Source organism: Castellaniella sp., assembly GCF_004321985.1.
Taxonomy (GTDB): domain Bacteria; phylum Pseudomonadota; class Gammaproteobacteria; order Burkholderiales; family Burkholderiaceae_B; genus Castellaniella.
The window spans coordinates 135,023-158,162 of sequence record NZ_SCQN01000048.1; the positions used below are offsets into that span (position 1 = coordinate 135,023).

The 23,140-nt window shown below is 63.6% G+C and carries 23 protein-coding genes and 1 pseudogene; 12 read left to right on the forward strand and 12 right to left on the reverse strand.

From position 1 onward, the window contains the following. Window positions 1-1,602, forward strand: a complete 1,602-nt coding sequence (locus EPN31_RS13615) for an ABC-F family ATPase (protein WP_291774124.1) — start codon at window positions 1-3, stop codon at window positions 1,600-1,602. 128 nt (window positions 1,603-1,730) lie between these two features. Here EPN31_RS13615 and trxA read toward each other — a convergent pair whose 3' ends face one another. Both trxA and EPN31_RS13625 read right to left on the reverse strand, forming a co-directional pair. Further along, window positions 1,731-2,114, reverse strand: a complete 384-nt coding sequence (gene trxA / locus EPN31_RS13620; RefSeq protein ID WP_291774126.1) for a thioredoxin — start codon at window positions 2,112-2,114, stop codon at window positions 1,731-1,733. 119 nt (window positions 2,115-2,233) lie between these two features. Beyond that, window positions 2,234-3,526: an NCS2 family permease gene (locus tag EPN31_RS13625; RefSeq protein WP_291774128.1), complete on the reverse strand. Its 1,293-nt coding sequence runs from the start codon at window positions 3,524-3,526 to the stop codon at window positions 2,234-2,236. Window positions 3,527-3,660: 134 nt separating this feature from the next. Between EPN31_RS13625 and tsaD the strand changes: the two genes are divergently transcribed. Beyond that, complete coding sequence (gene tsaD, locus EPN31_RS13630) at window positions 3,661-4,704, forward strand: tRNA (adenosine(37)-N6)-threonylcarbamoyltransferase complex transferase subunit TsaD (RefSeq protein ID WP_291774178.1); 1,044 nt, start codon at window positions 3,661-3,663, stop codon at window positions 4,702-4,704. A 26-nt stretch (window positions 4,705-4,730) separates the two neighbouring features. Here the strand turns inward: tsaD and plsY are convergent, their stop codons facing one another. After that, window positions 4,731-5,402: a glycerol-3-phosphate 1-O-acyltransferase PlsY gene (plsY, locus tag EPN31_RS13635; protein WP_291774129.1), complete on the reverse strand. Its 672-nt coding sequence runs from the start codon at window positions 5,400-5,402 to the stop codon at window positions 4,731-4,733. Window positions 5,403-5,513: 111 nt separating this feature from the next. Here plsY and surE point away from each other — a divergent pair, with 111 nt between their 5' ends. From surE to rlmD, 5 genes are read left to right on the forward strand one after another with little or no spacing between them, the layout of a single operon-like run. Next, window positions 5,514-6,257: a 5'/3'-nucleotidase SurE gene (gene surE / locus EPN31_RS13640; protein WP_291774131.1), complete on the forward strand. Its 744-nt coding sequence runs from the start codon at window positions 5,514-5,516 to the stop codon at window positions 6,255-6,257. Further along, window positions 6,257-7,081 (forward strand): protein-L-isoaspartate(D-aspartate) O-methyltransferase, encoded by an 825-nt coding sequence (locus EPN31_RS13645; RefSeq protein ID WP_291774134.1) that lies wholly within the window; start codon window positions 6,257-6,259, stop codon window positions 7,079-7,081. The genes surE and EPN31_RS13645 overlap by 1 nt, the downstream gene beginning before the upstream one ends. Before the next feature lie 13 nt (window positions 7,082-7,094). Continuing rightward, on the forward strand, window positions 7,095-7,943 hold the full coding sequence (locus tag EPN31_RS13650) for a peptidoglycan DD-metalloendopeptidase family protein (protein ID WP_291774137.1): 849 nt from the start codon (window positions 7,095-7,097) through the stop codon (window positions 7,941-7,943). Then, window positions 7,940-8,719: a 3'-5' exonuclease gene (locus EPN31_RS13655; RefSeq protein WP_291774139.1), complete on the forward strand. Its 780-nt coding sequence runs from the start codon at window positions 7,940-7,942 to the stop codon at window positions 8,717-8,719. Before EPN31_RS13650 ends, EPN31_RS13655 begins: the two co-directional genes overlap by 4 nt. Then, entirely contained in the window at window positions 8,712-10,034 is a 1,323-nt protein-coding gene (gene rlmD / locus EPN31_RS13660) for a 23S rRNA (uracil(1939)-C(5))-methyltransferase RlmD (RefSeq protein ID WP_291774142.1), read from the forward strand. Before EPN31_RS13655 ends, rlmD begins: the two co-directional genes overlap by 8 nt. Here the strand turns inward: rlmD and argH are convergent. Then, window positions 10,031-11,443, reverse strand: a complete 1,413-nt coding sequence (argH, locus tag EPN31_RS13665; protein ID WP_291774144.1) for an argininosuccinate lyase — start codon at window positions 11,441-11,443, stop codon at window positions 10,031-10,033. The two genes, rlmD and argH, sit on opposite strands and share 4 nt — an antisense overlap. A gap of 97 nt (window positions 11,444-11,540) precedes the next feature. On the opposite strand from argH, the gene EPN31_RS13670 reads away from it, so the two are divergent. After that, on the forward strand, window positions 11,541-11,879 hold the full coding sequence (locus tag EPN31_RS13670; protein WP_291774182.1) for a P-II family nitrogen regulator: 339 nt from the start codon (window positions 11,541-11,543) through the stop codon (window positions 11,877-11,879). A 50-nt stretch (window positions 11,880-11,929) separates the two neighbouring features. Then, window positions 11,930-12,661 carry a pseudouridine synthase gene (locus tag EPN31_RS13675; RefSeq protein WP_291774185.1) on the forward strand — a complete coding sequence of 244 codons (732 nt, stop codon included), beginning with the start codon at window positions 11,930-11,932 and terminating at the stop codon, window positions 12,659-12,661. Here the strand turns inward: EPN31_RS13675 and EPN31_RS13680 are convergent. Together EPN31_RS13680 and ugpQ are read right to left on the reverse strand one after the other, a co-directional pair. Further along, the gene (locus EPN31_RS13680; protein WP_291774147.1) at window positions 12,634-13,563 is read right to left on the reverse strand and encodes a 23S rRNA (adenine(2030)-N(6))-methyltransferase RlmJ; all 930 of its coding nucleotides are present in this window, start codon (window positions 13,561-13,563) and stop codon (window positions 12,634-12,636) included. The genes EPN31_RS13675 and EPN31_RS13680 overlap by 28 nt on opposite strands. Window positions 13,564-13,569: 6 nt before the next feature. Then, window positions 13,570-14,337 carry a glycerophosphodiester phosphodiesterase gene (ugpQ, locus tag EPN31_RS13685; RefSeq protein ID WP_291774148.1) on the reverse strand — a complete coding sequence of 256 codons (768 nt, stop codon included), beginning with the start codon at window positions 14,335-14,337 and terminating at the stop codon, window positions 13,570-13,572. Window positions 14,338-14,550: 213 nt separating this feature from the next. On the opposite strand from ugpQ, the gene EPN31_RS13690 reads away from it, so the two are divergent. After that, window positions 14,551-16,500: a SurA N-terminal domain-containing protein gene (locus EPN31_RS13690; RefSeq protein WP_291774150.1), complete on the forward strand. Its 1,950-nt coding sequence runs from the start codon at window positions 14,551-14,553 to the stop codon at window positions 16,498-16,500. A 242-nt stretch (window positions 16,501-16,742) separates the two neighbouring features. Here the strand turns inward: EPN31_RS13690 and EPN31_RS13695 are convergent, their stop codons facing one another. The 5 genes from EPN31_RS13695 to xth form a co-directional block, all read right to left on the reverse strand. Further along, window positions 16,743-19,010: a bifunctional (p)ppGpp synthetase/guanosine-3',5'-bis(diphosphate) 3'-pyrophosphohydrolase gene (locus tag EPN31_RS13695; protein WP_291774151.1), complete on the reverse strand. Its 2,268-nt coding sequence runs from the start codon at window positions 19,008-19,010 to the stop codon at window positions 16,743-16,745. A 12-nt stretch (window positions 19,011-19,022) separates the two neighbouring features. After that, a complete protein-coding gene (gene rpoZ / locus EPN31_RS13700; RefSeq protein WP_291774155.1) occupies window positions 19,023-19,226 on the reverse strand; it encodes a DNA-directed RNA polymerase subunit omega in 204 nt (67 codons plus the stop codon). A 12-nt stretch (window positions 19,227-19,238) separates the two neighbouring features. Continuing rightward, window positions 19,239-19,895, reverse strand: coding sequence for a guanylate kinase (gmk, locus tag EPN31_RS13705; protein WP_291774157.1), 657 nt, complete (start codon window positions 19,893-19,895; stop codon window positions 19,239-19,241). Next, the gene (locus tag EPN31_RS13710; protein ID WP_291774159.1) at window positions 19,895-20,227 is read right to left on the reverse strand and encodes a hypothetical protein; all 333 of its coding nucleotides are present in this window, start codon (window positions 20,225-20,227) and stop codon (window positions 19,895-19,897) included. The genes gmk and EPN31_RS13710 overlap by 1 nt, the downstream gene beginning before the upstream one ends. Window positions 20,228-20,298: 71 nt before the next feature. Next, a complete protein-coding gene (gene xth / locus EPN31_RS13715; protein WP_291774161.1) occupies window positions 20,299-21,084 on the reverse strand; it encodes an exodeoxyribonuclease III in 786 nt (261 codons plus the stop codon). A gap of 230 nt (window positions 21,085-21,314) precedes the next feature. On the opposite strand from xth, the gene EPN31_RS13720 reads away from it, so the two are divergent. Beyond that, a complete protein-coding gene (locus tag EPN31_RS13720; protein ID WP_291774163.1) occupies window positions 21,315-21,596 on the forward strand; it encodes a hypothetical protein in 282 nt (93 codons plus the stop codon). Between the two features lie 172 nt (window positions 21,597-21,768). On the opposite strand, the gene EPN31_RS13725 is transcribed toward EPN31_RS13720, so the two are convergent. Continuing rightward, a complete protein-coding gene (locus EPN31_RS13725; protein WP_291774165.1) occupies window positions 21,769-22,905 on the reverse strand; it encodes a hypothetical protein in 1,137 nt (378 codons plus the stop codon). Window positions 22,906-23,010: 105 nt separating this feature from the next. Between EPN31_RS13725 and EPN31_RS13730 the strand changes: the two are divergent. Continuing rightward, window positions 23,011-23,140: pseudogene (locus EPN31_RS13730) on the forward strand (IS3 family transposase); the annotation flags it as partial.

The window sequence follows — 23,140 nt, forward strand, 5'->3', positions numbered from 1 at the left end:
GTGATTTCCACCAGCAACCTCACCATTCAGTTCGGCACCAAGCCGCTCTTTGAGAACGTCAGCGTCAAATTCGGCGATGGCAACCGCTATGGTCTCATCGGCGCCAATGGGTCGGGTAAGTCGACCCTGATGAAGATCATCGGCGGGGACCTGGAGTCGACGGCCGGTTCAGTATCGCTGGAGCCCGGGCTGCGGCTGGGCAAGCTGCGCCAGGATCAGTTCGCCTTCGAGGATCAGCGCGTCCTGGACGTGGTGATGATGGGCCATCGCGAAATGTGGCAGGCGATGACCGAGCGTGATGCCATTTATGCCAATCTCGAGGCGTCCGAGGACGATTACATGCGGGCGGCCGAACTCGAGGGGCGCTTTGCCGAATACGACGGTTACACGGCCGAGGCGCGCGCCGGCGAGCTGTTGCTGGGGCTCGAGATCCCCGTTGAGCAGCACCAGCTACCCATGCGTGAGATTGCGCCGGGCTGGAAGCTGCGTGTGCTGCTCGCGCAGGCGCTGTTCTCGAATCCGGACGTGCTGCTGCTGGATGAGCCCACCAACAATCTGGACATCAATACGATCCGGTGGCTCGAGACGGTGCTCAACCGGTACGACAGCACCATGATCATCATCAGCCACGATCGCCACTTCCTGAACGCCGTGTGCACCCATATGGCGGACCTGGATTACGGCAGTCTGCAGGTCTATCCTGGGAATTACGACGAGTACATGCTGGCCTCCACTCAGGCCCGTGCGCGCCAGGTTGCGGCCAACGCGCGTGCCAAGGAACGCGTGGCGGAACTCCAGGATTTCGTGCGCCGTTTTGCCGCCAACAAGTCCAAGTCGCGCCAGGCGACCTCGCGCCTGAAGCAGATCGACCGCATCAAGTCCGAGACCGTCCAGGTCAAGCCTTCCTCGCGCCAGAACCCGTACATCCGTTTCGAAGTCAACAAGATCCTGCACCGGCAGGCCGTGCATATCGAGGATCTGTCCAAGTCCTATGACCGCCCGATCATCCGGGGGCTGAATGCCATGGTGGAGGCGGGCCAGAAGGTCGCCATCATCGGTGCGAACGGGGTGGGCAAGACCACGTTGCTGCGCATGCTGGCGGGCAATTTGCCGGCTGATGGGGGCCAGGTCCGCTGGTCGGAAAACGCCGATGTGGGATACATGGCCCAGGATGTGTCCGACCAGTTCGATTCGGACCGCGACCTGTTCGACTGGCTGACCGATTATCGCCAGCCAGGTGATGAAGACCAGTCTATCCGGTCCGTGCTGGGGCGTCTGCTGTTTTCGGGCGACGAGATCACCAAGGCGGTGCGGGTGCTGTCGGGCGGCGAGAAGAACCGCATGAGCTTCGGCCGCCTGATGCTGGGACGCCACAACGTAATGCTGCTCGATGAGCCCACCAACCACTTGGACATGGAGTCCATCGAGTCACTGCAGTATGCGCTGGAACAGTACCAGGGCACACTGGTGTTCGTGTCGCACGACCGGCAGTTCGTGTCGGGTGTGGCCACGCGCGTCATCGAAATCCTGCCGGATGGCCGACTCAACGACTACCCTGGTACCTACGAGGAATACCTGAGCTCCCAGGGTATCGAGGACTGACGCCCAGCCGGCGATCGTCCTGGGGCCTCCCAGGTTTGCCGGTCCCCTGGTTCCCTGCTGCTATGAAAAGACGCCTTGGCGGGGGAACCCGCCAAGGCGTCTTTTCCGGGCTGATCCGCTACCGTGAATCAGTGTGCGGTCGCGGAGGTCTTTTCCTGGGCTGCGATCTCGGCGTGGACCTTGGTCATGTCCACCGCCTTCACCTGAGTGATGAGATCCTCGAGCTGCGCTGCGCCCAATGCGCCGGCCTGCTGGAACAGCAGGACATTTTCTCGGAACACCATCAGCGTCGGGATGGAACGGATGCGTAGTCCCATCGCGAGTTCCTGCTGTTCTTCGGTGTTGACCGAGGCGAAGGTCACGTCCTGGTGCTTTTCGGCCGCCGCGTGAAAGGTCGGGGCGAAATGCCGGCAGGGCCCGCACCATGGGGCCCAGAAGTCGATGATGATGGGCTGCTTTTCGGACTGGGTGGCGGCCTGGAAGGTGGCTTGGGTGAGTTCAATAACGCTCATGGCGGCTCCACAAATCAAAGAACGGCGCAAGAGCCGCCCCATCACATCAGTGTACGCTGTCCGTCAATACCTGTCCCGGCCGCCCCTGCCGCTGGTACGGTCGGGGCGGGGGAGTAGTGTCAGTCCGGGAAGAAGACGAACTTGATGACGAACAGGATGGCCACCAGCAGCGCAGCCGGGTGGATATCGCGGAAGCGGCCGGACAGCGCCTTGATCGCGACGTAGCTGATGAAGCCGAAGGCCAGGCCGTTGGCGATGGAGTAGGTCAGCGGCATGGAGATCGCCGCGATGGCCGCCGGCACCGATTCCGTGATGTCGTCCCACTTGACGTTCACCAGTTCGCGCAGCATCAGGCAGGCCACATACAGCAGAGCTGGCGCGGTGGCGTAGGAGGGCACGATCGCCGCGATGGGAGAGAAGAACAGGGCCAGCAGGAACAGCACGGCGATGACCACAGCGGTCATCCCGGTGCGTCCGCCCGCCTGTACACCCGAGGCACTTTCGATGTAGGCCGTGGTGCTGCTGGTGCCCAGTACGGAACTGGCCAGGATGGCGGTGCTGTCAGCCAGCAGGGCGCGGCCCAGCCGGCCCGGGTTTTCTGGCGTCACCAGACCTGCGCGCGTCGCAATCCCGATCATGGTGCCTGTGGCATCGAAAATTTCGACCAGCACGAACACGATGATGACGTGGAAGAAGCCTTGGCTCAACGCCCCCATGATATCGAGCTTGAAGAAGCCCGGTGCGATGCTGGGCGGCAGCGACACGATGCCTGCGAACTGCACCTGTCCCGTAATCACCGACAGCAGCGTGATCGCCAGAATCCCCAGCAGGATGGCGCCGCGTACGCGCATCGCGTCCAGTGCGGTGATGATGAAGAATCCCAGGATGGCGTAGAACGTCTTGATGTTGGTCAGGTCGCCCAAGCCGACCACGGTGGCCTTATTGGCCACCACGATGCCGGACGTGACCAGCGCGATGATCCCCAGGAACATCCCGATGCCCGCCACGACTCCTGATCGCAACGAAAGCGCAATGCCGTCGATCAGCCACTCCCGGATGCCGGTGACGGTAATGATCACGAACACCACGCCTGAGATGAAGACACAACCCAGTGCCTGTTGCCATGTGAAGTGCATGCCCAGGACCACAGTGAATGCGAAGTACGCGTTCAGCCCCATGCTGGGCGCCAGTCCGATGGGCCAGTTCGCGACGAAGGCCATGATCAGGCAACCGATGGCGGCAGCGACACAGGTCGCCACAAACAGCGCGCCTTTGTCCATGCCTGTATTGCCGAGAATATCCGGATTGACGAAGATGATGTAGGACATCGTCAGGAATGTCGTCACACCGGCCAGTAATTCGGTGCGGGCCGTGGTGCCGTGTTCCGTGAGCTTGAAAAGCTGTTCGAACATGTTGATGGGTCCTTTGTGGGTGTTGGCCGCAGTGGCTAGCCGGTTTTGAAACCGCCTCATTCTAAAACCCTTTTGTGAACGGCCGTATACTGAGAAACACCATGTTATGGCGCTCTGATATTCACTATCACGACATGTTGATTATTGGTTTTGAAAGCTCCTGCGATGAGACCGGTGTGGCGATTGCGGGCACCGATCGCGGACTGATTGCACACGCTTTGCACAGCCAGATTGCCATGCACCGCGAATATGGTGGGGTGGTCCCTGAACTGGCTTCGCGCGACCACATCCGGCGCATCGTCCCGCTGACCCGCGAGGTCATGGCGCAGGCCGGGGTAAAGCCCGGCGATCTGGGGGCCGTCGCCTACACAGCGGGGCCGGGACTGGCGGGCGCGCTTCTGGTCGGGGCCAGTTTCGCCAAATCCTTTGCCTGGTCCCTGGGGTTGCCAGCCATTCCCATTCATCACCTCGAGGGCCATTTGCTGTCTCCGCAACTGGCTGACGAGGCGCCCGACTTTCCCTTCGTCGCCTTGCTGGTGTCGGGCGGGCATACGCAGCTCATGCGCGTCGCCGGCGTCGGGCGCTACGAGCTGCTGGGCGAGACGCTGGACGACGCAGCCGGCGAGGCGTTCGACAAGAGCGCGAAGCTCCTGGGCCTGAGCTACCCTGGCGGGCCTGAGCTTTCGCGCCTGGCACAATCGGGCAATCCGGCTGCCTATGATCTGCCGCGCCCCATGTTGCATAGCGGCAACCTGGATTTCAGCTTCAGCGGCCTGAAGACGGCAGTGCTTACACGGATGCGGGCGCTAGATGCCTCGGGCCGTGCGGCCGATCCTGCGGCGCGGGCCGATCTGGCGGCCGCGACCGAAGCGGCCATTGTGGATGTGCTGGCCACCAAGGCCCTCCAGGCGCTGCGCCAGACTGGGCTCAGGACACTGGTGGTGGCCGGCGGGGTGGGGGCGAATCAGCGCCTGCGAAGCCGCCTGCAGACCGCGCTGGCCGCGATGGGCGGGCGGGTCTATTTCCCGCCGCTGTCGCTGTGCACCGACAATGGCGCGATGATCGCCTGGGCGGCCGTGCAGCGGGTGCGCGCGGGGCTGGTAGATCTGCAGGACTTCAAGCGACCCGAGTTCGGAGTTCGCCCACGCTGGGACCTGCAGGACGTCTGCATCGCCTGACGGCTGGATACCGCCGCAGCGCGACTTCAGTGCTTCTTCGCGGAATGTCCCGGTTGGGCCTGCTTTTTTGCGCCGATGCGGCTTTCTTTGCCGGCCAGCAGCCGTGTGATGTTGGCCCTGTGGCGTGTCAGGATCAGCACGCTGATGGCGGTGATGACCGTGGCGGTGACTGGGTCCACCCGCCAGGCTACGTCGCCCCCGAGAATATAGTAAAAGGGCGCGAAAATTGCAGCCATGATCGCCGCCAACGATGAGTAGCGCATGGCGACGGCCACGATCAGCCATGTAGTCACGGTGGCCAGTGCAAGCCACGGCTGCAGCCCCAGCAGCACCCCCAGCGAGGTCGCCACGCCCTTGCCGCCGCGGAACTTCAGGAACAGCGGGTACAGGTGGCCCAGGAAGGCGCCCAGGCCGGCCAGCGGGATGGCCGAGGGCGGCAGGTAATTTGCGGAAACGGCCCATGCGGCCAGCGCCACCGCCACCCAGCCCTTGGCCGTGTCACCGATCAGCGTCAGCACGGCTGCAAGCTTGTTGCCGCTGCGCAGGACGTTGGTGGCACCCGGGTTGCCGGAGCCGAAAGTGCGCGGGTCGCTCAGCCCCATCAGGCGGCTGATCACCACCGCGAAGGGGATGGAACCCAGGAGATAGCCAACGAGCAGGGCAAGCACGATGCCAGCGAACGGGAATGACTGCAGCATGGGTGAGCAAGGATCGGGAGGTTGGGGGACATTCTATAGCATCGCCCGCAAGGCGCTTGATTCGCCGGGTACAATTCGCATCATCTGGGTTCGAATGGTGAAAATTGGGGTATGCGCATCCTGGTGTCCAATGATGACGGTTACACCGCGGCTGGGATCGAGGCTCTGGCGGCCGCCTTGCGGCCGCTGGGTGAGGTCACCGTCGTGGCGCCTGAGACCAATAGCAGCGGGGCCTCGAATTCGCTGACGTTGCGCCGGCCGCTCTATGTGCGTCAGGCGCCCAATGGCTTCCATTACATTAATGGCACTCCGTCGGATTGCGTGCATGTGGCCTTGCATGGGCTGCTGGATTTCCGCCCCGACCTGCTGGTGTCGGGCATCAACAATGGCGCCAACATGGGCGAAGATACTCTGTATTCCGGCACGGTCGCCGCTGCCACCGAGGGCTATCTCTTCGGCATTCCGTCGATGGCGTTTTCGCTGGTGCAGCGGGATTGGAAGCATCTGGACTGCGCGGTGCAGGTTGCGCGCGAGCTGGTTGACCGCTTCCGTGCCCGCCCCTGGGTGGGGCCGCTGCTTCTGAATGTCAATATTCCCGCGGTTCCCTATCGCGATCTGACCGGCTTCCGGACCACGCGGCTGGGCCGGCGGCACCCTGCGGAGCCGGTGATCCGTAGCACCACTCCGTATGGTGATGCGGTTTACTGGATCGGTCCGGTCGGGCATGCCCTGGATGGCGGGCCGGAAACCGACTTTGGCGCGATTGAGGCGCGTGCCGTGTCCATGACCCCCCTGAATCTGGATCTGACCGATCACACTCAGACGGCGGCCGTGTCGCGCTGGATGGATGCCTGATGGGATCGGACAAGCCGCGCCACCCGCTGGACCCGAAGCGGCGGCCCCGGGCAACGGTCTGGGGATCCTCGCCGGGACCCGGGTATTCGCCTGCCAACAGCAATACACGCATCCACGGGCCCAAGCCCTTCGTTCTGCCCGAGGCCGCCGGCCGTCCGACGGCTGCGCTGGCCATGAACCTTGGTCTGAACTCCGAACGCTTGCGGGCGCAGATGGTGAGCCGGCTGCGCGAGCAGGGTATCGACGACGAACGTGTGCTGGCGGCGATGCAGGCGGTGCCCCGCCACCTGTTCGTAGACCAGGGGCTGGCCAGCCGAGCCTACGAAGATGCCGCGCTGCCCATCGGCTATGGACAGACGATCTCGCAGCCCTGGGTTGTGGCGCATATGCTGTCGCTGATGTCTGTGGGCCGCAACCCCCAGCGTGTTCTGGAGATTGGCGCGGGCTGCGGCTACCAGGCCGCCGTGCTGGCCCAGTTCGTGCGGGAGGTCTTTGCCATCGAAAGGGTTCGCGGCCTGTACGAGCAGGCCCGCATGAACCTGGCCCAGGGGCGCTTCAAAACCCGCGTGCGGCTGACCTTTGGCGACGGCATGTTGGGGCTGGAACACCATGCGCCGTTCGATGGCATTGTCGTCGCGGCTGCGGGCGTTAAAATCCCAGAAGCTTTGTTGCATCAGTTGGCGATCGGCGCGCGCCTGATCGCGCCCGAAGGCTCGACGCACCAGAGACTGATCCTGATCGAGCGTACCTCCCAGGCTTCCTGGCAGCGCGTGGAGCTTCAGGATGTCCGATTCGTACCGCTGCGTCCCGGCACGCAGCTCTAAGTAGGAGAACCACATGCTCGTTGGGACGCTGGTGACAGAAGGCCCGTTCATTTACACCCATCGCCGCGTTGGGCGCATTCTGCTGTTGGCTGTCTTGCTGTCCACCGCCGTGCTTGCGGGCTGCGCGTCGCGCTCTTCCCGCGCGCCCGTCAGCGACCAGTCCAGCGGTACGTCGCCGGCCAGCGCCTCGGCCGCAGCTCATGGCACCTACACCGTGCGGGCGGGTGATACGCTCTACAAGATCGCCCAGGAGCACGGCCTGTCGGTGGCACGGCTGTCCGAACTGAACAACATCACGAACCCCAGCCAGCTTTCGATTGGCCAGACCCTGCGTCTGGAGGGCGGCGCCCCGGCCTCCTCGGGAAGTGCATCGGCCGCTGTCGCCACGCCGGTACCCGTGACTCCTCCAAGCCTGCCCGCCGCCAGCGCCAGCGAGGGCAACCACGCCGCCGCATCAGAGCCGGCCTCCACCTCCGCCTCCCATGCCAGCGACGCGAATTTGATCTCCTGGGGCTGGCCCGCGACGGGCAAGATCATCCAGGGCTTCAACACCAGCACCAAGGGCATCGACATCGAAGGCAACACCGGTTCGCCGGTTCTGGCGGCCGCCGATGGGAAGGTCATGTACGCCGGCAATGGCGTGCGGGGCCTGGGCAACCTGATTCTGCTGGGGCACACCAATGGCTTCATCACGGCCTATGCGCACAATCACACGCTGCTGGTGAAGACGGGGGCAACCGTGAAAAAGGGTGCGAAGATCGCCACCATCGGCCAGACCGATACGACGTCACCACGCCTTCACTTTGAGATCCGCCGCCGTGGTACGCCGGTCAATCCCTTGTCCTACCTGCCACCGCGATGATTCCCACGCTGGTCTTTGATCTGGAGACCATCCCGGACGCGGACGGCCTGCGCCGTCTCAATCCGGAATGGCAGGGGAAGGACGACGAGACTGTCATCGAGGCGGCCCTGGCCGAGCGGCGCGAGACCCACGGCAATGATTTCCTGCCGCTGCACTTGCAGAAGATCGCCGTGGTCGGCTGCGTGTTCCGCGACGACCAGGGCTTTCGTGTGCGCACGCTGGGCCAGGCCGACGACCCCGAAGAAGCGCTGATTTCCGGGTTTTTCAAGACCATCGGCCACTACACCCCCACGCTGGTGAGCTGGAATGGGTCGGGTTTCGATCTGCCGGTCCTGCACTACCGCAGCCTGATTCACGGCGTTGCGGCGCCGCGCTACTGGGATACGGGCGAAGACGATCGCGACTTCCGTTTCAACAATTATCTGAACCGCTACCATACGCGCCATGTGGACCTGATGGACGTGCTGGCGAAGTTCAACGGGCGCGCCAATGCGCCGCTGGACCAGCTTGCGAAGCTGTGCGGCTTCCCCGGCAAGCTCGACATTCATGGCGACCAGGTCTGGAAGACCTGGCATGCCGGAGACCGCGAACATGTGCGCAATTATTGCGAAACCGACGTGGTCAATACCTGGCTGCTGTATTGCCGGTATCGCCTGATCAAGGGCGAGCTGGACCAGGCCGCTTACCAGTCCGAGCTGTCCCTGGTCCGGGATACGCTCGTGGCGATCGACGCCCCTCACTGGAAGGAATTCCTGGCTGCCTGGCGTCATGAGTGATCCCAAACTGGTTACTCTGGACATCGAGTCGCTGGATCTGCAAGGACAGGGCATTGCTCACCACGACGGCAAGGTCGTGTTCGTCGAGGGTGCACTGCCGGGCGAGCGGGTTGTGGCGCGGCTCACCCGGCGCAAGCCTTCCTACGACAAGGCCGTCACCGAGCGCGTGCTGCGCGCCTCGGCGCAGCGCACGGTGCCACCCTGTCCGCACTTCGGCGTCTGTGGCGGCTGCGCGATGCAGCATCTGGATCCCGTGGCCCAGATGGCCATCAAGCAGCGGGCACTGGAGGACGCGCTGGAACATATCGCCAAGGTCCCGCCTTGCCAGATCCTTCCTGCGCTGCAGGGGCCTGTGACGGGCTACCGGCACCGGGCGCGCCTGTCGGTGCGCATGGTACCCAAAAAGGGCGGCGTTCTGGTGGGCTTCCGCGAGCGCGCGAGCAGCTATGTGGCCGACATTCATCAGTGTCTGGTGCTGCCGCCGCACGTCTCGGCGCTGCTCATGCCGCTGCGCCGCCTGATCGAGAGCCTGTCGCGGCCGGACCGGATGCCGCAGATCGAAGTGGCGGTTGGCGATGAAGCGACCGTGTTCTGCCTCCGGCATCTGGAGCCGCTGACCGGCACGGACATCGAGCGTCTGCGCGCCTTTGGCCTGCAGCACGACATTGTCTGGTGGTTGCAGCCACAGGGTCCGGATTCCGCCCATCCGCTGGATCCCGCACAGCGCGATGCGCTGGCCTATGCGCTGCCCGCCTATGGCTTGCGCATGCATTACCGCCCGACCGACTTCACCCAGGTCAATCCGGACATCAACCGGGCGCTGATTGCGTGGGCCCTGACCCTGCTGGATGTACAGCCCGACGACCGGGTTGCTGATCTGTTCTGCGGCTTGGGGAACTTCAGCCTGCCGCTGGCCACCCGGGCGCACGAGGTCGTGGGCATCGAAGGCAGCCCCACGCTGGTCGCGCGGGCCCGCGAAGACGCGGAGCGCCAGGGCCTGGGAGACCGGACTTCCTTCGCTGAGCTCAACCTGTTCGAGGTGGATGCCGGCTGGCTGCGTGGCCTGGGTCATTTCGACCGCATGTTGATCGATCCGCCACGCGAGGGTGCCCTGGCTGTCGCCCAGGCGCTGGCTGAGCTGGCGCCGGACGAGCGACCGCGCCGGGTGGTGTATGTGTCCTGCAATCCCGCCACGCTGGCCCGCGATGCAGGGCTGCTGCATCACGTGGGCGGCTGGACCCTGAAGGCCGCTGGGGCCGTCAACATGTTCCCTCACACCGCGCACGTGGAGTCGATAGCGGTCTTCGAGCCTTAGTGCGTCTCGTCCAGGATGCGCTGCGCTTCGATGCGCACGCGCTCTGGTGCCGTGCCACCGATGTGCTTGCGGGCGGCGACGGAGCCTTCCAGCGTCAGGACCTGGAAGACGTCGGCAGCGATGTCCGGGTGGAAGGCCTGCAGCTCGGCCAGCGACAGATCCGCCAGGTCGCAGCCGCGCTGCTCGCAGGACCGGACGGCCAGCGCCACCGTCTCGTGCGCATCGCGGAAGGGCAAGCCACGCTTCACCAGGTAGTCGGCCAGATCCGTGGCCGTCGCATAGCCCTGCAGCGCGGCCGCGCGCATGGCATCGGGCCTGACCCGGATGCCGCCCATCATGTCCGCGAAGATGGTCAGCGTGTCGCGGATGGTGTCGGCTGTGTCGAACAGGCCTTCCTTGTCTTCCTGGTTGTCCTTGTTGTAGGCCAGCGGCTGGCCCTTCATCAGCGTGAGCAGCGCCATCAGGTGCCCGTAAACCCGCCCGGTTTTGCCGCGGGCGAGTTCTGGCACGTCGGGGTTCTTTTTCTGCGGCATGATGGAGCTGCCAGTGCAGAAACGGTCGGCCAGATCGATGAAGCCCACGCGTGGGTTCATCCACAGGACGAGTTCCTCGGACATCCGCGAAACGTGCATCATGATGAGCGCCGAATCGGCGCAGAATTCGATGGCGAAATCGCGGTCCGAGACGGCATCCAGCGAGTTGCGGCACACGCCGTCGAAACCCAGCGTGCGCGCCACGCGTTCGCGATCGATGGGGTAGCTGGTCCCGGCCAGCGCGGCCGCGCCCAGCGGCAGGCGGTTGACGCGGTGGCGGCAGTCGGCCATCCGTTCGGCATCGCGCCCGAACATTTCCGCGTAGGCGAGCAGGTGGTGGCCGAAGGTGACGGGCTGGGCGACCTGCAGATGCGTGAATCCGGGCAGAATGGTGTCGGCGTGTTCCAGCGCCAGCTCGGCCAACCGCCGGCGCAGCGCCTGCAGCAGCCCGGTGCACAAATCGATCTGGTGGCGCAGCCACAGGCGGATGTCGGTGGCGACCTGATCGTTGCGTGAGCGGCCTGTGTGCAGCCGCTTGCCGGCGTCGCCGATCAGCTCCACCAGCCGCTTCTCGATGTTCAGGTGTACGTCTTCCAGATCCAGCGACCAAGTGAAATGGCCCTGTTCGATTTCGTCCTGGATCTGTGCCATGCCGCGCTGGATGGCCGCCAGGTCGTCGCCACTGATGACCCCGACGGCGGCCAGCATGTCTGCGTGTGCCAGAGATCCCTGGATGTCGAAGGCCGCCATGCGCTGGTCAAAGCCTACGGACGCCGTGTAGCGTTTGACCAGATCGGAGACCGGCTCGGAAAAACGCGCGGACCAGGCCTGGGATTTGTTGTCGAACTGATTGTGGGAGGGAGGTGTTTGGGACATAGTGGCGAAATTATAAAGGAGCGGCCCAATGGGCCGTCCGGACCTGCGCTATATTAAAAGCTTTCAGCGGAACCAGCACACCATGGCCCAGCCCGACATGCAGCAGATCACTGCCATCGTCAAACCGTTCAAGCTCGACGAGGTCCGCGAAGCTCTGTCCGAACTGGGGGCCAACGGCCTGACGGTGACGGAGGTCAAGGGTTTTGGCCGCCAGAAGGGCCACACCGAATTGTATCGGGGTGCGGAATATGTGGTGGATTTCCTGCCCAAAATCCGCATCGACCTGGTGGTGCCGGCGGATCGCACCGAGATCATGATCGAAGCCATCATCCGGGCGGCCCGCACAGGTAAAATCGGCGACGGCAAGATCTTCGTCACGCCGGTGCTGCAGGCAATCCGCATCCGCACAGGCGAAACCGGCCCGGATGCCCTGTAGTGTCTCGTCCAGTGCAACCTCGTCCGCGGACGAACCCGGCATCCCAGTCGCTGGAACCCGTCCGTATTTCGAAACTCATGGCCCAGCGCGGTCTGTGCTCCCGCCGTGAGGCCGACGCTTACATCGAGCGCGGCTGGGTGCGGGTGGATGGCCAGATCGTCCAGGAGCTTGGCACCAAGGCGCTGCCCAGTGCCCGCATCACGCTGGAGCGCCAGGCGGCGCGTCGCCAGACCGACAAAGTCACGCTCATCCTGAACAAGCCCGTGGGCTACGCGTCGCACCAGACTGATCGCGGCTACCGGGTCGCGGCCTCGTTGATTCAGGGGCAGACCCTATATCACCCGCAGTCGGCCGGCCGCGCCTTCGACCCGTCCCAGCTGCGCGGCCTGGCGCCGGCAGGGCGCCTGGACATCGATTCCCAAGGTCTGCTGGTGCTGACCCAGGACGGGCGCGTGGCCCGCCAGCTCATCGGCGAGGATTCGTCGATTGAAAAGGAATACCTGGTGCGGGTCGAAGGCAGTCTCACCCCGCGCGGGCTGGCGCTGCTCAATCATGGCCTGTCCCTGGATGGCCACGAACTGCGCCAGGCGCAGGTGGACTGGCTCAATCACGACCAGCTGCATTTCGTCCTGCACGAGGGCCGCAAGCGGCAGATCCGCCGCATGTGCGAGCAGGTCGGCCTGAAGGTTGTGGGCCTGAAGCGCGTGCGCATGGGCCGCGTGGTCCTGGGCGACCTGCCCGTCGGACAGTGGCGTTACTTGCGCGAGGGCGAGCGGTTCTGACGCTCTGGCCGCTGGCTGGCTGCGGTGGTATTCGCGGGGCGGGCGACTGAATCGCTGCTCCAGGTCAGCGTAAACCGTGCGTGATCGTCCTGGCCCAGTCTTTTCGCCAGCCATGGCAGGGCGGCCTCCAGTTCGGGCCGCAGCGTCCAGGGCGGGTTGACGATGAACATGCCGCTCCCATGCATGCCCAGCCCTTCCGCGGCGGGCTTGCACACCGTCAGGCTGGCGTGCAACCATTGGACCGGGAAGCGTTCCAACGAGCGGACCATTTCATGCGCCTGCAAGCGCTGTACCTGGGGGTACCAGATGAGGTAGCACCCCTGGGAGAATCGTTGCAGGCCTTCGCGCAGCGCCTGCAGGACGTGGCGGTAATCCTGTTTGTCCTCGTACGAGGGGTCGATGAGGATCACGCCCCGGCGCGGCGGGGGCGGCAGCAGCCGCAGCAGACCGTGAAAGCCGTCTTCCTGTGCAATCTGGATCTGGCGCTGCGCTGCGCGCCCCTGGTGCGCCAGGGCGTCGGCCAGCACCTGACTTTCGGTAGGGTGCAGCTCGAAGAGCCGCAGGCGGTCCTGTGCTCGCATGGCATGAAGCGCCAGACACGGCGAGCCGGGGTAGACATCCACGCGGCCGCTGGGGTTGAAGTCCGCAATCGCCTGCAGGTAGCGGGCAATCAGTTCCGGTGGTGAAGCCTCGCCGAGCAGGCGATCCAGCCCGGTGCTGACTTCGTCGGTCGTACCGGCCCATTCTCCATTCAGTGCGTATAGCCCGCCGCCCGCGTGGGTATCCACCACCCAGTAGGGAGTGTCCTTGCGATTGTAGTAATCCAGAATCTGCACCAGGATGGCGTGCTTCAGCACGTCTGCGTGGTTGCCGGCGTGAAAGGCGTGTCGGTAGCTGAACATGCGGGCTCAGCCAGTCAGGCCCGAAGCGTCCGCACGCACATCGTCCAGCGCGTCCGTGAAGACGGCCTGGCAGCCCCAATCGAAGAGCTCTCGCGCGCGGCGCGCATCATTGACGGTCCAGACGGCCAGTGTGGCCCCGTTGCCGAGGATGTCTTCGACCACGGCCCGGTCGGCATGCTTGGTGTCGATGTTCACGCCCAGGCACCCCAGGCCACGCATGCGCGCCTGCCAGTCGGCGGGCACCGGGCCCCCGATGAGCAGGGCGCGCGGCAGGTCCGGCGCTGCGCTGCGGGCTGCTTCCAGCGCGGTCTCGGAGAATGACGACAGCAGCGGTGGCAGGGTGGCCCCCTGCCAGAGTGCCGCGGCGGCCAAGGCGACGGCCCGGCCCGTCTCGGTATCGAAGCCCGTGGTGGGCTTGATTTCGATGTTGCTGTGTACGCCCAGCGCGCGTGTGCAGCGGGCGACTGCGTGCAGGGTGGGCGCAGGTTCTCCGGCGAAGTCCGGCCCGTGCGATCCGCTGAAATCCAGTTCCGAAATCGCCTTCCAGCTCAGGTCCGAGGCCGATCCGTGGCCGTTCGAGGTGCGGTCCACCGTATCGTCGTGCATCAGGAACAGGACGCCGTCCTGGCTCAGCTTGACGTCGAATTCCACCATGCGAAAGCCCTTCCGCGCACCCATGCGCATCGAGGCCAGCGTGTTTTCCGGCGCAAAGGTTCCACCGCCCCGATGGGCGATGAAAGCGGGCCAGGGCCAGGCGGCTTGTCGTGATGACATGGGGTTCATCCTGGCCAGTGGCCCGGATCCGTTGGAAGTCAGCCTGCATTTTAGTGCGTTGCGCGCCTGGCGGCGGTTTTGCATGGGCACGGCGCCACAGTGTTAAACTGCGTTCCATTTCACGCTACTAAAAATTTCGGCCAGCCCGGGCGATGAAGGTCGCCGGCTGGTGGCCGCGGCTTGCGGCTGCGATCCTCAGCAGGTGATCCGCTTATGTTCGAATTCATCCGCACGCACAACCGCTTGATGCAGTTGCTGCTTCTGATTTTTGTCGTGCCGTCCTTCGTGTTTTTGGGCGTCAGCGGCTATTCCTTTGTCACGTCGGACCCCGATGTCGTCCAGGTGGGCCGCCTGTCGGTGACCAAGGAAGAATTCACACAGGCGCAACGCAATCAGCTCCAGCAGATGCAGGAAAGCAGCCAGGGGCGGTTTGACCCGGCGTTGCTCGACAACCCCCAGGCGCGCCAGGCCCTGCTGGGTCAGCTCGTTGATCGCAAGGTGCAGATGGCCGTGGCGGCCCGCGAGCACTTCAGCGTGTCGGACAGCACGTTGCGGCGGGCGATTTCCTCCATGCCCCAGCTTCAAGTAGAGGGGCAGTTCTCTCCGGACCGCTACCACCAGGTGCTGGCGCAATCTGGCCTGAGCCCGCGTGATTTCGAAGCCGGACAGCGGGCGGAATTGGCGCTGACCACGGTGCTTGGCCCAGTGGGCAGCTCGGTCAGCCTGCCCACGCCGGTGCTGGACTATCTGAAGCGTGCCTTGACCGAGGAGCGCACCATCGCCCTCAGGGTCTTTCAGGCTTCGGACTATCGTTCGGACGTGAAGATCACGCCCGATGACGTCAAGACCTGGTACGACGGCCACCAGAAAGAATTGCGTCTGCCCGACGAGGTCGCTGCCGACTACCTGGTTCTGGACGAGGCTGCGGCAATGGCCAGCGTGCCCGCCATCACCGAGTCGCAGCTGAAAGGCTACTACGAGCAGAACAAGTCCCGCTACGTCGTGCCGGCCCGCGTGAACCTGAGCCATATTCTGATCAAGGTGCCGTCGGGCGCGACCGACGAGATCGTCAAGGCGGCGCTTGCGAAGGCCCAGGACATCGATCGCCGGGCGAAGGCCGAGCCTTCCCGGTTCGCTGATCTCGCCAGCAAAGAATCGCAGGATGCCGGGACGGCCCGCGAGGGCGGCAAGCTGGGCTGGATCCAGCGTGGGACGCTGCCACTTGCCATGGAGCAGGTCGTCTTCGGGCTCAAGCAGGGCGAGATTTCCGACCCGGTCAAGGGCCCCGATGGCTACCATATTTTCTTTGTCAACGAGGCTCAGCCCGAGAAGGGCGAGACATTCGCGGAAGCCCGACCCAGGGTTGAAGACGAAGTCCATCGCCAGCTTGCTGCCGACCGGTTTGCCGACATGGCCACCAAGCTCACCAGCCTGGTCTATGACAATGCCAGCAGCCTGGATCCGGCGGCCAAGCAACTGGGTCTGCAGGTGCGCCACGCCAGCGGTATCGCGCGTGACCGTCTGCTGGCCGCTGACGAGGCTGGGCCGCAGTCGGCTTCGGCCAGCAAGGACGCGGCTGTTCTGGGCGATGCGCGGGTGCGCCAGGCCCTGTTCAGCGCTCAGGTACTGAACGACAAGCAGAATTCGGGCGTGATCGAGATCTCGCCCGACACGATGGTCGTGGTACGCGTCGACAAGCTCACGCCCTCGCATGTGCCGGCGCTGGCGCAGGTCGATGCCCATATCCGCACCGAGCTGCTCAACGAGCGGTCGCTGGCGGCCGCCGTGGCTGCGGGCAAGAAATCGCTCGCCAGCTTGCAGAACGAGGCATCAGCTGAGGGCTTTCAGCCGGCGGTCACGGTCAGCCGCATGGACCCCAAAGGCCTGGGCAAGCCCATCCTGGACGCGGCTTTCTCGGTGTCTGGCTTCAAGCTGCCGATGTACGACGGCGTAGCGTTGCCGACGGCCTATTCCATCGTCCGGGTGGACCATATACAGCCGGGCACGACCGACAAGCCGGCCCTGAACGGGCTGGGCGCACAATTGGCGCAGGTCTGGGGGGCCGCCGAAGAGCAGGCGCTGCTGGCCGATTTGCGCAGCCAGCTGAAGGTCCGCATCACGGACGAGGGTCACAAGCTGATCGAGGGGAGTACGGGGAGCTGATGGCCTACGCCTGCGGAATCGCTTTCAAGTGGTTCTGGCAAGTTCACACCGAAGATGGCCCGGGCCATCTGGACATGTAGCCGTGGTGGTGGACCCACGGAACCGCTTGCAGGCGGTTCCGGTAAGTCCGCACAGAAAATAGCCCGGGCCATCTGGACATGTAGCCGTGGTGGTGGGCCCACGGAACCGCTTGCAAGCGGTTCCGGTAAGTCCGCACAGAAAATAGCCCGCAGGGGCTATTTTCAGACGGACTTACCCCGTGTGATCTTCTGGACTTGGGGAACGTGGCGGATGCTGCGGATCACCTGGGCCAGGTGCTTGCGGCTGTCGACCTGAACGGTCACGTGCAATAGCGCCGTCGCGGAGGCCTCGTCGGGCATGGTGAGTTGCACGATGTTGGAGTCGGCCTCGGTGATTTCAGCGGCCAATCGACCCAGCACCCCGCGCTCGTTCAGCACCGTCAGATCCAGCCGCGTGGTCAGGTGGCGGGCGGTGGTCGTGTCCCACACCACAGGGATCCAGCGTTCTGGTTCCTTGGCCCGCTGGCGCTGGGCCACGGGGCAGTCCGCCATGTGCACCACCAGGCCGTGCCCCAGGCGAATTCCGCCGATGATGGCGTCGCCGGGTAAGGGCCCGCAGCAGGGCGCGAGCTGGACCGCCTGTCCCTCGTTGCCGTGGATCACGACCGGCGCGCTGGTCGCCGAGTTGTATTCATCCACCGCCATGGCGGTGGTTTCCAGCATGTCGTTTTCCGGCGAGAAGCGCCGGGCCACGATGGCGGCCAGGCGTTTGCCCAGGCCGATGTCGGCCAGGATTTCGGTCCGCGATGCGCCCGCAGAGCCCTTGGACATCCGGTCCCATTGCGGGTCGTCGTCGGCGGGGTAGACGATGCCAAGCTGATCGAAGGCCTGGTTCAGCAGCCGGCGCCCGAAAGCAACTGATTCCTCGTAGCGTTCGGTGCGCAGGTAGTGGCGGATTTCCGACCGTGCGCGGCCGGTCCGGACGTAGTTCAGCCACTGGGCGCTGGGGCGTGATGCGGTGGACGTGATGATTTCCACCGCATCGCCGCTGTGCAGCTCGGCTCGCAGCGGTGAGAAATCCCCGTTGATCTTGCTGGCGACCGCATGGTTTCCCACGTCCGTATGGATGGCGTAGGCGAAGTCCACCGGCGTGGCGCCGCGTGGCAGCGACAGGATCTTTCCTTGGGGGGTGAACACATACACCGCGTCGGGGAACAGGTCGACCTTCACGTGTTCCAGGAATTCACCCGAATCCCCCGTCTGGCTCTGGATGTCGAGCAACGACTGCAGCCACTGGTGCGTGCGCTTTTGCAGGTCGTTCAGCGAGGTGCCGTCTTCCTTGTACAGCCAATGCGAGGCCACGCCTTCTTCGGCCATGTGATCCATGTCGCGGGTGCGGAACTGGAATTCCACCGGCGTGCCGTAGGGTCCGATCAGCGTCGTATGCAACGATTGATAGCCATTGATCTTGGGGATCGCGATGTAATCCTTGAACTTGCCCGGGACCGGCCGGTAGAGCTGGTGCAGTGTCCCCATGGCCAGATAGCATTCCGGCAGCGTGTGGACCACGACCCGAAAACCGTAGATATCCAGCACGTCCGAAAACGATTTCTTTTGCTCCACCATCTTCTTGTAGATGCTGTAGAGCGATTTTTCCCGGCCCGAGACCTCCGCGTCGATGCCGGCCGCCGGCAGCGCGGCACGCACCGCCTCGGCGATGCGCGAGATCACCTCGCGCCGATTGCCGCGTGCGGCCATCATGGCCTTGTAGAGCACCGTGTAGCGGTTGGGGAAGATTGCCTTGAAGCAGCGGTCCTGCAGTTCGCGGAACAGCGCATTCAGGCCCAGCCGGTGTGCAATCGGCGTGTAGATGTCCAGCGTCTCGCGCGCCACGCGCCCGCGCTTTTCGGGGTTGACGGCCTCAAGTGTGCGCATGTTGTGCAGACGGTCGGCCAGCTTGATCAGGATGACGCGCACGTCGCGCGCCATGGCCAGCAGCATCTTGCGGAACGATTCCGCCTGTTGTTCTGCCTTGGTCGCGTACTCCAGCCGTTCCAGCTTGGTCAGCCCGTCGACGATGTCGGCGACCTCGCCGCCGAATTTTTCGGCGAGGTCCTGCTTGGGAACGTGCTGGTCTTCGATGACATCGTGCAGCAGCGCTGCCATGAGCGAGTCGGCGTCCAGCTTCCAGCCCGCACAGATCTCGGCCACCGCGATGGGGTGTGAGATGTAGGGTTCGCCGCTTTCGCGGAATTGCCCCAGGTGAGCGTTGTCGGCGAAGCGATAGGCCTCGCGGACACGCGCCACGTCCTGTGGGGACAGGTAACCCGAGATGATCTTGTTCAGCCCCGCCAGCGAGGCGATGGGAACAAACGGCGTTTCAATGGGAGCGGCAGGCGCCGGGTGCGATCTGCGCCGGTGCAGCCGGGGGCCCTTGCGCAGGACGGCCAGCAGTCCGGAAGATGCACCCCGAAGACCTGGAAACGCCATGGCCCCCCCAGATCAGGTCGGGACCTTGCGCAGCATCTCCACGCCGACTTGGCCCTGGGCGATCTCGCGCAGTGCGGTCACCGTCGGTTTATTGTGGCTCTGGATGCGGGCTTCATGACCCTGGGCCAGTTCGCGGGCGCGATATGTGGCCACCAGGGTCAGGTCGAATCGGTTGGGGACTCGCTTGAGGCAGTCTTCTACGGTAATGCGTGCCATGGGGTTACCTGATCAGGAAACGGTTGAGATGGGCTTCCGGATGCCAAGCTGCATGAAAAGATCGGCATGTCGGATCGATTGAGCGGTATAACGCAGTCGCACAGCGGCAACGATGTGCTGCAACTGCGTCAGCGCAGCGCTAAATTCTTGATTAATAATAACATATTCGCAATCCGAGGCATGGGCCATCTCGCCGCCCGCCGCCAGCAGCCGGCGCGCGATGACCTGGGGTGAATCCTGCCCGCGTTTTTTCAGCCGGGCTGCCAGTGCCTCGATCGACGGCGGCAGGATGAAGATGCCGACGGCTTGCGGATAATGCTGCCGCACCTGGCGGGCGCCTTGCCAGTCGATTTCCAGGATGATGTCCTGGCCGCCCTGGACGGCCTGCGCCACTCGGTCGCGCGGTGTACCGTAGAAATTGCCGTGGACTTCCGCCCATTCCAGCATGTCGCCGCGCTCGCGCAGCGCCTGGAAGGCATCCACAGATACGAATCGATAATTGACCTGGTCGCGCTCGCCCGGACGCGGCGGACGCGTCGTGCAGGAAATCGACAGCATCAGGCTGGCGTCGTGTTCCAGCAGCGCGTTCACCAGAGTGGATTTTCCGGCCCCGCTGGGGGCTACCACCATGAAGATATTGCCGGCGTGCGGCACAGCGTCCGTGGTCATCAGGAATGGGCCTCTGGCTGGGGAGTCTGACCAAACACCGCCAGCGTCTCGGCGTAGGCCCGTAGGCCCGTGCACAGAAACACCAGCGCGTCGCCCGGGTTCAGGTTGAAGAGCACGTCCTGGACCTGCTGGGCCGCATCGTCACTGTCATGGATGGCAGCGACGTGGACTTCGCCCGGCCCCTGGAACTGTTCAGCCGGGACCAGATCGGCGACCTGTTGCACGTCGGCGTCGCGCTGCGCCACGTAGACCCGGAAGGGCAGGTCCTCGATCGTGATGTCGAGCACCATGCCCCGGTCCAGCAGGGCAATCAGGCGGCTATCCAATGACATGAGGTTCGTGGATTTGTTCAATGCAACATTATAGACACCGCTCAGGGGGTCTTTCATCCCGGACGAGCGGCTTACCGGGCGATGAAATCCGCCACCACCGGTGCGTGATCCGACGGCTTTTCCCAACCGCGCGGAATCTTGTCGATCACGCAGGCCGTGCATTGACCCGAAAGATCGGTAGACGCCAGGATGTGGTCGATGCGCACGCCCGCGTTGCGGCGGAAACTCATCTGGCGGTAATCCCACCAGCTGAAGGATTTCGGCGCCTGGTCGAACAGACGGAAGGTATCCTGCAGCCCCAGGTGCAGCAACCCGTGAAACGCATCCCGTTCGGGTTCCGATACCAGGATGGAACCCACCCAGGCCTCGGGGTCGTAGACGTCTGCATCCGTCGGGGCCACGTTGTAGTCCCCCAGGATCACCAGGTCCGGATGTTGTGTCATCTCGGCCTGCAGCCAGTCCTGCAGCGCGTTGAACCAGTCCAGCTTGTAGGCGTATTTATCGCTGCCCACCATCTGGCCATTCGGGCAGTAGGCGCTGATCACCCGCAGCGGTGCCCCGTCCGGCCCCGGAAGTGTGGCGGCGATGATCCGTTGCTGTGGGTCGTCGTATCCCGGGATGTTGCGTTGCACCGCCTGCAGCGGCGAACGGCTCAGGATCGCCACCCCGTTGTAGGTCTTTTGCCCCGCCCAGCAGGCGTAGTAGCCGATCTGAGCCAGCGCCTCGTGGGGAAATTTCTCGTCCGGCAGCTTCAGTTCCTGCAGGCAGAGCACGTCGACCGGGTTGGCCTGCAGCCAGGCGATCACGTGTCCCAGCCGGACATTGAGGGAGTTGACGTTCCAGGTGGCGAGTTTCATGACGGGGGTGGTGTTGCTTGGGTGTGGTTATGGTAGCAGCAGGGGGACTGGTTTTGATGGGGAGCTTACGCTCCTGCACCAATAGTTCCTCAAACACAGGCGTGATTTTCGGATCGATCTGATCGTAGACCGCCGCCTTGAGCATATTGGTGTCAACTTCGCTGGAACGTATGGATGGGCTCCTTTGATGGATATTTTGTGTCGGCATACATAGTAGCCACGAACACAAAATGTCCAACACGCTGTTGGATATTTTTTGCTTGGCGACACCATGCGCGGCACGTGGCCGCAACTCGATGCCAATTAGAGAGGATGGACGCATCTGTCATTCGATTGTCTCCAAGCCGCAGCCTCTGATTTCTACCGAAATCCAGCGCAGCGGCCACATTCTTTGTGCTCTGGCACAGCAGCACAAAGAATGTGTGAACTGCCGTGGGGACAGGAGAAATCGTCGCCGCGTCCATCTTCAAATATTGTTGATAACGGGGCAAAATCATGGAATCAACTTGTGATGCTCCTGTCATCAATACGTTGAAACAGTGGTCATCTTGCGTTTTCACAGCGTCAAATATTATGTAAACAATGCGTTAGGACACATGCTGCAATGTGACACACAGTGGTGTCATTCTCCCTTTTCACCATACCCACATGAGATTTAGAATCTGTGCTGCATTTCCTATCATCTCAGTAATACTGTCGAATGTAGCTATAAGCGTTCTCAAACAGCTCCCCATCCGCGTGCAGCTTGTATTTGAAGAGAGCCTTTCGTAGGGCCTTCTTGACCTCACGCTCACCGGCCTTGGTGCCTTGCCAGCCTGGGAATCGGACGAGGCGCACAATCTCGTCGATGTCCGTGACCACGCGTTCAACCATGATGGGCGTCTCAGAAGTTTTGACCTCGTTGAATAGCTCGGTGAGCGCGGCCTTGCCGCGATCCTCGTCCTCTTCGGGCGGGACCTCCTTCTCAGCTTGCAGGGTCTCCTTGGCGATCTCCAGCAGCTGTTTCAGAAACTCGACGCTGTTGATCTGACCGGACTCGAAGCGGTCCTTCAGCGCATCAAGCCGTTCCGACAGCTTCTTGAATTTGGGGTGGCCGCCGTGCCCGCGCAGCCTGCGCTTGAGCTTGATCTCGATCTCCTTAGCCTCCTTTGGGTCGGGGTTCGAGAGAACGGCCTCCAGCAGGTCGGCGTCCAGCACCAGGGTGTCGAGATCGTCCCGCACGGCATCGACATGCACGTTCTGGTGGATCAGCTCGATCGTCTTGGCGCCCAGCGAATGCCAGATCAGCTTGCCGTGGCCGCTGGACGGCTGCGCGTACTCTGGATGTTCCTTCTTGTCCGCCGCCTGCACCGACATGACGATGTCCGTGGCCTCGGGCGGCAGCAGCTTGTCCAACTCGGCCTTGAATAGCAGACAGGATTCCCGGTCGAAGGTGACAATCTGCCCCTTAAAGCCGTTGGGCTCCACCTTGGTCTGGAAGTGCTCGACGATGTCCTCGCAGATCTTGCGGATGCGCTCGAGCGTCTTCACCAACACGGCCATCTTGGCGGCGGTCTTGGCGAGGTTATCCTTGTCCAGATCAGAGAGGCCGCCGGTCAGGTCTTTGTACGCGGCATCAAGCGCCGCCTTGTCGATGTGCAGGTCAATCAGTCTGGGCTCGAAGTGCAGCTTTAGCGTGGCCCCGTCGCGGATTGACTCCTCAAAGCCGTACCGGCTCATGTAGCCTTTCTCGTCTTCCTCGGCGCCAAAGGCATAGAAGGTGTTGCGGTCGGCACGGTTGATCGGCGTGCCAGTCAGGCCGAACAGAAACGCATTGGGCACCTGATCGAGTCGTACCGCATGAGCATCGTTCGAGCCTGCGCGGTGTGCCAGCAGTGCCGCTCCGGGTGGTATCAAAAGCCTAAACCCCGCATGATGGATATGCCTCTGAAGGCCCGCATGCATGAGATCGCCAGCAGCCGGGTGCGCTATGGGTTCTGGCGCATCTTCGTCCTACTGCGCCGCGAAGGCTGGCGGGTCAATCACAAGCGTGTCTACCGCCTGTACAAGGAGGAAG

Excerpts from the sequence above, each read along its gene's own strand:
- xth (WP_291774161.1), bottom strand. The coding sequence starts at position 21,084 with ATGAAACTCGCCACCTGGAACGTCAACTCCCTCAATGTCCGGCTGGGA.
- rlmD (WP_291774142.1), top strand. The coding sequence starts at position 8,712 with ATGAGTGATCCCAAACTGGTTACTCTGGACATCGAGTCGCTGGATCTG.
- EPN31_RS13625 (WP_291774128.1), bottom strand. The coding sequence starts at position 3,526 with ATGTTCGAACAGCTTTTCAAGCTCACGGAACACGGCACCACGGCCCGC.
- EPN31_RS13690 (WP_291774150.1), top strand. The coding sequence starts at position 14,551 with ATGTTCGAATTCATCCGCACGCACAACCGCTTGATGCAGTTGCTGCTT.
- plsY (WP_291774129.1), bottom strand. The coding sequence starts at position 5,402 with ATGCTGCAGTCATTCCCGTTCGCTGGCATCGTGCTTGCCCTGCTCGTT.
- trxA (WP_291774126.1), bottom strand. The coding sequence starts at position 2,114 with ATGAGCGTTATTGAACTCACCCAAGCCACCTTCCAGGCCGCCACCCAG.
- EPN31_RS13670 (WP_291774182.1), top strand. The coding sequence starts at position 11,541 with ATGCAGCAGATCACTGCCATCGTCAAACCGTTCAAGCTCGACGAGGTC.
- ugpQ (WP_291774148.1), bottom strand. The coding sequence starts at position 14,337 with ATGTCATCACGACAAGCCGCCTGGCCCTGGCCCGCTTTCATCGCCCAT.
- EPN31_RS13650 (WP_291774137.1), top strand. The coding sequence starts at position 7,095 with ATGCTCGTTGGGACGCTGGTGACAGAAGGCCCGTTCATTTACACCCAT.
- rpoZ (WP_291774155.1), bottom strand. The coding sequence starts at position 19,226 with ATGGCACGCATTACCGTAGAAGACTGCCTCAAGCGAGTCCCCAACCGA.
- EPN31_RS13720 (WP_291774163.1), top strand. The coding sequence starts at position 21,315 with ATGTCCAACACGCTGTTGGATATTTTTTGCTTGGCGACACCATGCGCG.
- EPN31_RS13655 (WP_291774139.1), top strand. The coding sequence starts at position 7,940 with ATGATTCCCACGCTGGTCTTTGATCTGGAGACCATCCCGGACGCGGAC.
- EPN31_RS13710 (WP_291774159.1), bottom strand. The coding sequence starts at position 20,227 with ATGTCATTGGATAGCCGCCTGATTGCCCTGCTGGACCGGGGCATGGTG.
- surE (WP_291774131.1), top strand. The coding sequence starts at position 5,514 with ATGCGCATCCTGGTGTCCAATGATGACGGTTACACCGCGGCTGGGATC.
- EPN31_RS13645 (WP_291774134.1), top strand. The coding sequence starts at position 6,257 with ATGGGATCGGACAAGCCGCGCCACCCGCTGGACCCGAAGCGGCGGCCC.
- EPN31_RS13680 (WP_291774147.1), bottom strand. The coding sequence starts at position 13,563 with ATGTTCAGCTACCGACACGCCTTTCACGCCGGCAACCACGCAGACGTG.
- EPN31_RS13695 (WP_291774151.1), bottom strand. The coding sequence starts at position 19,010 with ATGGCGTTTCCAGGTCTTCGGGGTGCATCTTCCGGACTGCTGGCCGTC.
- argH (WP_291774144.1), bottom strand. The coding sequence starts at position 11,443 with ATGTCCCAAACACCTCCCTCCCACAATCAGTTCGACAACAAATCCCAG.
- tsaD (WP_291774178.1), top strand. The coding sequence starts at position 3,661 with ATGTTGATTATTGGTTTTGAAAGCTCCTGCGATGAGACCGGTGTGGCG.
- gmk (WP_291774157.1), bottom strand. The coding sequence starts at position 19,895 with ATGACCACGGACGCTGTGCCGCACGCCGGCAATATCTTCATGGTGGTA.